The 7,270-nt window shown below is 62.2% G+C and carries 9 protein-coding genes; all 9 read right to left on the reverse strand.

Going from position 1 to position 7,270, the window contains the following annotated elements; genetic code table 11:
• Positions 1 to 153: 153 nt before the first annotated feature.
• Complete coding sequence (gene flhB / locus HX873_RS09200; RefSeq protein ID WP_087694331.1) at positions 154 to 1,290, reverse strand: flagellar biosynthesis protein FlhB; 1,137 nt, start codon at positions 1,288 to 1,290, stop codon at positions 154 to 156.
• Positions 1,291 to 1,293: 3 nt separating this feature from the next.
• Positions 1,294 to 2,070, reverse strand: coding sequence for a flagellar biosynthetic protein FliR (gene fliR / locus HX873_RS09205; RefSeq protein ID WP_003214551.1), 777 nt, complete (start codon positions 2,068 to 2,070; stop codon positions 1,294 to 1,296).
• A gap of 13 nt (positions 2,071 to 2,083) precedes the next feature.
• The gene (fliQ, locus tag HX873_RS09210; protein WP_003214552.1) at positions 2,084 to 2,353 is read right to left on the reverse strand and encodes a flagellar biosynthesis protein FliQ; all 270 of its coding nucleotides are present in this window, start codon (positions 2,351 to 2,353) and stop codon (positions 2,084 to 2,086) included.
• Positions 2,354 to 2,356: 3 nt separating this feature from the next.
• Positions 2,357 to 3,100 carry a flagellar type III secretion system pore protein FliP gene (gene fliP / locus HX873_RS09215; RefSeq protein ID WP_003214554.1) on the reverse strand — a complete coding sequence of 248 codons (744 nt, stop codon included), beginning with the start codon at positions 3,098 to 3,100 and terminating at the stop codon, positions 2,357 to 2,359.
• Positions 3,100 to 3,534 carry a flagellar biosynthetic protein FliO gene (gene fliO / locus HX873_RS09220; RefSeq protein ID WP_023659254.1) on the reverse strand — a complete coding sequence of 145 codons (435 nt, stop codon included), beginning with the start codon at positions 3,532 to 3,534 and terminating at the stop codon, positions 3,100 to 3,102. Before fliO ends, fliP begins: the two co-directional genes overlap by 1 nt.
• Before the next feature lies 1 nt (position 3,535).
• A complete protein-coding gene (gene fliN / locus HX873_RS09225; protein ID WP_003214557.1) occupies positions 3,536 to 4,003 on the reverse strand; it encodes a flagellar motor switch protein FliN in 468 nt (155 codons plus the stop codon).
• Between the two features lie 34 nt (positions 4,004 to 4,037).
• The gene (gene fliM / locus HX873_RS09230) at positions 4,038 to 5,006 is read right to left on the reverse strand and encodes a flagellar motor switch protein FliM (RefSeq protein WP_003214559.1); all 969 of its coding nucleotides are present in this window, start codon (positions 5,004 to 5,006) and stop codon (positions 4,038 to 4,040) included.
• Between the two features lie 9 nt (positions 5,007 to 5,015).
• Positions 5,016 to 5,516 (reverse strand): flagellar basal body-associated protein FliL, encoded by a 501-nt coding sequence (gene fliL / locus HX873_RS09235; protein WP_003214560.1) that lies wholly within the window; start codon positions 5,514 to 5,516, stop codon positions 5,016 to 5,018.
• A 223-nt stretch (positions 5,517 to 5,739) separates the two neighbouring features.
• A complete protein-coding gene (locus tag HX873_RS09240; protein WP_177122597.1) occupies positions 5,740 to 7,104 on the reverse strand; it encodes a flagellar hook-length control protein FliK in 1,365 nt (454 codons plus the stop codon).
• Positions 7,105 to 7,270 lie beyond the last annotated feature (166 nt).

Genomic DNA, 7,270 nt, shown 5'->3' on the forward strand with positions numbered 1-7,270 from the left:
AATTGCGGGAACGCTCAGGGGGATTTTTGTTGTTTGGGCGGACGCCTTCGCGAGCAAGCCCGCTCCCACATTTGACCGCGTTTATACGGGATATACACGGTCAAATGTGGGAGCGGGCTTGCTCGCGAAGAGGCCAGGAGGGACGCTACAAAATCAGGAATCCCGACGCAAATCCGGCGGAATCGGCAGGTCCTTCAGCGGATCCGGCCGCTTGCCCTTGCCCGCCCGGTACTGGCGGATCTGATACACGTACGCCAACACCTGAGCCACCGCCAGATACAACCCGGCCGGAATTTCCTGATCCAGGTCGGTGGAGTAGAAGATCGACCGCGCCAACTCCGGCGATTCCAGCAGCAGGATGTCATTGGCTACCGCAATCTCGCGGATTTTCAACGCCGTGAAATCACTGCCCTTGGCCAGCAACATCGGCGCCCCACCCTTCTCCGGGTCGTACTTGAGCGCCACGGCGTAGTGGGTCGGGTTGGTGATGACCACATCGGCATCGGGCACCGAGGCCATCATCTTGCGCTGGGACATCTCGCGCTGCAGCTGGCGAATCCGCTGCTTGACCTCGGGCCGGCCTTCCTGGTCCTTGTGCTCGTCGCGCACTTCCTGCTTGGTCATCAGCAGTTTCTTGTGGCTTTCCCACAGCTGGATCGGCGCATCCACCGCAGCAATGAGGATCAGCCCGCAGGCCATCCACAGCGAACTCCAGCCCACCACTTGCACACTGTGGATGATCGCCAGCTCGATCGGCTCATGGGCGATGCGCAGCAGGTCGTCGATGTCGGACGACAACACCGTCAACGCCACAAACAGGATCAGGATGAACTTGGCCAAGGCCTTGAGCAGTTCCACCAGGGCCTTGGTGGAAAACATCCGCTTGAGCCCGGCCGCCGGGTTCATCCGGCTGAATTTGGGCGCCAGGCTGCCGGCGGCAAACAGCCAGCCGCCGAGGGAAATCGGGCCGATCAGGGCCGCCAGCAACAAGGTGATGAGGATCGGCTGCACCGCGAGGATCGCGATCTTGCCCGAGTGCAGCAGGTACAAGCCCATGGCCCCCGGGCTCAGCAGCACGTCGCGGGGCAGGGAGAAATTCAGGCGCATCAACTCCATCAGGTCCAGGGCCAGGCCACCGCCGTAGATCAGCAGGCCGCCGGAACCGGCGAGCATGATCGCCAGGGTGTTGAGCTCTTTGGAGCGGGCAATCTCGCCCTTTTCCCGGGAGTCCTTTTTACGTTTCTCCGTGGGGTCTTCTGTCTTGTCCTGGCCACTCTCGCTCTCGGCCATGGCTTACCGCGCCCGCGCCAAGTCACGTAAAAACTGCAAGGCGTCGGTCGCCAGCGGTTGATACTGATTGAGAATGTCAGCCATGCCGACCCAGAAAATCCCCATGCCCAGCACCAGGGTCAACGGGAAACCGATGGAGAAGATGTTCAACTGCGGCGCCGCCCGGGTCATCACGCCAAAGGCGATGTTGACCACCAGCAGCGCAGTGATCGCCGGCAATACCAGCAGCAGGGATGCACCGAGCACCCAGCTCAAGCGCCCCACCAGCTCCCAGAAATGATTGACCACCAACCCGCTGCCCACCGGCAAGGTGGTGAAACTTTCGGTCATCACCTCGAACACCACCAGGTGGCCGTTCATGGCCAGGAACAGCAAGGTCACCAGCATCGTCAGGAATTGCCCGATCACCGCCACCGACACGCCGTTGGTAGGGTCGACCATGGACGCGAAGCCCATGCCCATCTGGATCGAGATGATTTGCCCGGCGATCACGAAGGCCTGGAAGAACAGCGTCAGGGAGAAGCCCAGCAAGGCGCCGATGATGATTTGCTCGGCGATCAGCATCATTGCACTGAGGTCCAGGGCATTCACCGGTGGCATCGGCGGCAAGCCCGGCACGATGACCACGGTGATCGCCACCGCGAAATACAGGCGGATGCGCCGTGGTACCAGGGTGGTGCCGAACACCGGCATGGTCATCAGCACGGCCGTGACCCGGAACAACGGCAGGATGAACGAGGCCACCCAGGTGCTGATCTGGGTGTCGGTCAAGGCCAGCATCGAATTCACGGGGTCAGCCGATCAACTGCGGAATACTGCCGTACAGCTGCAGGATGTATTCCATGAAGGTTTGCACCAGCCACGGGCCGGCGACGATCAGGGTGATCAGCATCACCAGCAGGCGCGGCAAAAAGCTCAGGGTCTGTTCGTTGATCTGGGTCGCGGCCTGGAACATCGCCACCAACAGGCCCACCAACAGGCTCGGCACCACCAGCACGGCGACCATCATGGTGGTCAGCCACAGGGCTTCGCGAAACAGGTCGACTGCTACTTCTGGCGTCATGGCCTACACCCCACCGAAACTGCCGGCCAGGGTGCCGATAATCAGCGCCCACCCGTCCACCAACACAAACAGCATGATCTTGAACGGCAGCGAAATGATCAGCGGCGACAGCATCATCATACCCATGGCCATCAGCACACTCGCCACGACGAGGTCGATGATCAGGAACGGAATGAAGATCATGAAGCCGATCTGGAACGCGGTCTTCAACTCCGAGGTCACGAACGCCGGCACCAGGATGGTCAGCGGCGCCATGTCGGGGCTGGCGATGTCGGTACGCTTGGACAACCGCACAAACAACTCGAGGTCGCTGGAGCGCGTCTGCGACAGCATGAAATCCTTGATCGGGCCCTGGGCCTTGTCGATCGCATCCTGGGCGGTCATTTTCTCCGCCAGGTACGGTTGCAGGGCTTGCTGGTTCACCTTGTCGAACACCGGCGCCATGATGAACAGCGTCAGGAACAGCGCCATGCCGGTGAGGATCTGGTTCGACGGCGTCTGTTGCAGGCCGAGGGCCTGACGCAGGATCGAGAACACGATGATGATGCGGGTGAAGCTGGTCATCAGCATCACGAACGCGGGGATGAAGCTCAGCGCGGTCATGATCAGCAGGATCTGCAGGCTGACCGAATACTCCTGCGCGCCCGCCGCGTTAGTGCCCAGGGTGATCGCCGGGATCGACAACGGGTCTGCTGCGTACGCCAGCGGCGCTGCCAGCAACAGCATGAGCGTCAATAAAACGCGCATTACTTCTTATCCTTCTGATCCTTGCCCAGCAACTCCATGAGGCGCTGGGCGAATTCCGGCGTGGCCGCTTGGGTCTGGGCCACTTCCACAGGCGACTTGAGCACGTGCAACGGGGTGATGCGACCGGGGGTGATGCCCAGCAGGATCTGCTCGTCGCCGACCTGCACCAGCACCAGCCTGTCCCGCGGGCCAAGGGCGCGTGAACCCACCAGCTCGATGACCTGGGCATTGCCCGGGCCGATGCGCTGCACGCGGCGCAGCACCCAGGCGAGCACGAAGATCAGCCCCACCACCAGCAACAACCCCAGCACCAACTGGGTGAGTTGCCCGCCCACACCGCTGCCAAGCGCAGGCGCAGCCGCCTGGGCAACCGGTTCTGCTGCCATTACGCTCAAGGGCAGCGTCGATAACAGTCCTACCAATGAGCGCTTCATATCAACGCAACTTCTTGATGCGTTCGCTCGGGCTGATCACGTCGGTCAGGCGGATGCCGAACTTCTCGTTGACCACCACCACTTCGCCATGGGCGATCAGCGTGCCGTTGACCAGCACGTCCAGCGGCTCGCCGGCCAGGCGGTCCAGCTCGATCACCGACCCCTGGTTGAGCTGCAGCAGGTTGCGGATGTTGATTTCGGTGCTGCCGACTTCCATGGAGATCGACACCGGGATGTCGAGGATCACGTCCAGGTTCGGACCGTCGAGGGTCACCGGGTCATTGTTCTTCGGCACGCTGCCGAACTCTTCCATGGGAAGGCGGTTGCCAACCGGTGCAGTGGCCGCATCGGCCGCCAGCAGTGCATCGATATCGTCCTGGCCGACATCGCCGGTTTCTTCCAGGGCAGCCGCCCACTCGTCAGCCAGGGCCTGGTCTTCGGCGGAAGTGTTTTCGTGTTCGGTAGCCATTACATGTCCTCGGCGGAGCAGAAATTAAGGTGGATCAGCGACGGTTGATCGGTTCGATCACTTGCAACGCCAGGTTGCCTTTGTGAGAACCGAGCTTGACCTTGAACGACGGCACGCCGTTGGCGCGCATGATCAGTTCTTCCGGCAAGTCGACGGGAATCACATCCCCCGGCTGCATGTGCAAAATATCCCGCAAACGCAGCTGGCGACGGGCCACGGTGGCGCTCAGGGGTACGTCGACGTCCAGCAGGTCTTCGCGCAGGGCTTTCACCCAGCGTTCGTCCTGGTCGTCGAGGTCGGACTGGAAACCGGCATCGAGCATTTCGCGCACCGGCTCGATCATCGAGTACGGCATGGTCACGTGCAGGTCGCCGCCGCCGCCATCGAGTTCGATGTGGAAGGTGGAGACCACAATGGCTTCGCTGGGGCCGACGATGTTGGCCATGGCCGGGTTCACTTCCGAGTTGATGTACTCGAAATTGACTTCCATGATCGCCTGCCAGGCTTCCTTCAAGTCGATGAAGGCCTGCTCCAGCACCATGCGCACCACCCGCAACTCGGTCGGGGTGAATTCACGGCCTTCGATCTTGGCGTGACGGCCATCGCCGCCGAAGAAGTTGTCCACCAGCTTGAACACCAGCTTGGCGTCGAGGATGAACAGCGCGGTGCCGCGCAGCGGCTTGATCTTCACCAGGTTGAGGCTGGTGGGCACGTACAGCGAGTGCACGTACTCACCGAACTTCATCACCTGCACGCCGCCCACTGCCACGTCCGCCGAGCGGCGCAGCATGTTGAACATGCTGATACGGGTGTAACGGGCAAAACGCTCGTTGATCATTTCCAGGGTCGGCATGCGTCCACGGACGATGCGATCCTGGCTGGTCAGGTCGTAGCTTTTGACGCTGCCGGGCTCGGCAGCCATTTCGGTCTGTACCAGACCATCGTCGACGCCATGGAGCAGCGCATCGATTTCATCCTGGGACAGCAGGTCCTGCACGGCCATGTCGTGATCCTACTGCAATACGAAATTAGTGAAGAGCACCTGCTCGATCACCGGTTTGCCGACTTCCTTCTGGGCCACTTCCTGCACGCTGGCAGTGACCTTCTGGCGCAGCATTTCCTGGCCCACCGGGGTGGCGAGGGTGTCGAAGGGTTGGGCGGAAAACAGCATCACCAGGTTGTTGCGGATCACTGGCATGTGCACCTTGAGGGCATCCAGGTCTGCCTGGTTACGCGCCAGCAGGGTAATGCTCACCTGCAGGTAGCGTTGACGGCCGTTCTGATTGAAGTTGGCGACAAACGCCGGCAGCATCGGCTCGAAGATTGCCGGTTGCTTGACGTTGGGGTTGACCTCGGCCGTGGCGGCCGGTTTGCTCTGGGCACTGTGCATAAAGTACCAGGTAGCCCCCACGGACAGGCCGATCGCCAGCAACAAGGCCAGGACAATCAGCAGGATAAGCTTGAGCTTGCCCTTGCCTGCGGGTGCTTTTGCTGCGTCGTCGCTCTTCGCCATGCCAATAATCCGTCACTATTCTGGGATTCATAGTTCTGGGGAAAGGCAAGAGCAAGTGTTATGCCAGAGTTGTCAGTTCGGTCACGGTTTCGCCGACACTGCAAAACCAATGTGGGAGCGGGCTTGCTCGCGAAAGCGGTGGATCAGCACCTGTAACGGTGACTGACACTCCGTATTCGCGAGCAAGCCCGCTCCCACATTTTGATCATCGCCAGGCCTCGGATCAGGCGTAGTAGTCCACGGCACTGGAGCCAATCACCGACTGCACCACCGGCGCGGCCACTTCAGCCACCTCACCGATACCGCCGCCATCAACCCCATCACCCCGCCCGCCACTGCCGCTGACGCCGCGAGCCTGGTTCTGCTGTTGCTGGTCCTGCTGCCCCTGCCAGCCACGGGACTGGTCCGACACGTTGACGTCGACCTGGCCCATGCCCTGCTGGGCAAACATCTCCCGCAGGCGGCCCGACTGGCTTTCCAGGGCTTCACGCACCACCGCATGGCCGCTCATGAAGGTGACTTGCGCCTGCTGGTCGGCGGACATCTTCACGCTGATGTCCAGGCGCCCCAGCTCAGCGGGCTGCAACTGGATCTCTGCCGACTTGAGGTTGGCGCTGGACAGGTACATGACCCGGTTCACCACCTCATCGGTCCAGCCACTCTGGTGCATGGCCAATGGCGCGTTGGCCACCGGCGGCAGGGCATTCGCAGTTTTCGGCGTGGCAGCCTGGGTCAGCGCGGCGAGGCGGTTGGCGAAGTCATCGACACGGGTGTCGCTGCTGGCGTCCTTCAAATCCTTGAGGCCGCCGTCGATCAGACCGGCAAAGGCTTTGTCGCCGCCCTGGTCGGTGCTGTCCTTGGACGCTTGCTGGTCGACCATATTGGCCAGGCCTGTGACGAAGTTTTGCGCGGCGGTCGGCTGATCCTGGGTCGGGGCCGGGGCGGTTTTTGCCGGGGCCTGGCTGCTGGCGGACACGTGTCCGCCCTGCTCCATGGCCAGGCGCACGGCGGGCATTGCATCCAGCGGATCGGCCTCGGGATCGAAGGCGGGCTTGGCGTCGTCGGTCGCGGCAATCGGTGGCGCCACGACTGGCTGGTTCTTGTCATCCTTCGCGGTGGCCGGCGTCGGGGTCTCGACGGGCGCCGGCGTAGCGGGGACGGGGACAGGGACTACCGCGGCTATCAGCGCCGGGTCTACGGCGGGGTCGACCGGAGGTTGCTGGGCCAGGGACGGATCGTCTGCCGGGGCATCGTCGTCTGACTTGGCGGTGGTGTCCGGGGTGTCCGCCTTGGCCGGCGGGTTGGCAGGCAAAGTCTTGCCGTTATCGGCAACCGATGGGGTACCGGCGGCAGGCTTGTCGTTGTTGGCGACGGGCTTGGGGCTGTTGTCCGCAGGCTTGTCGCGGGTGGATTTGATGGGGGTGTCGGCAGGTTTTGCCGCCGGCGCAGGGGCCTGGTTGGCGAACACCTGAGCGAAGCCCGGGGCCTTGTCCCGCGGGTTCGCAGCCACTGCCGGTGGATTGGCAGCGGGCGCTTGAGGCTTGGCCGCAAGGGCTGCCTGAAGGAGCGAATTCGGGGTGATTGCCATAGTCAAGAGTCTCCGCCGCACAGGGGTCGAGGGTGCGGTAACAGGAGGTAGAGCAAGAGTTGGGCCAGGTTTTGGTTTAAGGGTGTATATCCGTTATTTGGGTGAGGGCTTGTATGGGGTCTTGAGTGTTGAAGAGCAAAAGCAACAGCCAAATCAAAAGCGGGCA

The sequence above is a fragment of the Pseudomonas sp. P7758 genome, from assembly GCF_013386485.1.
Lineage (GTDB): Bacteria > Pseudomonadota > Gammaproteobacteria > Pseudomonadales > Pseudomonadaceae > Aquipseudomonas.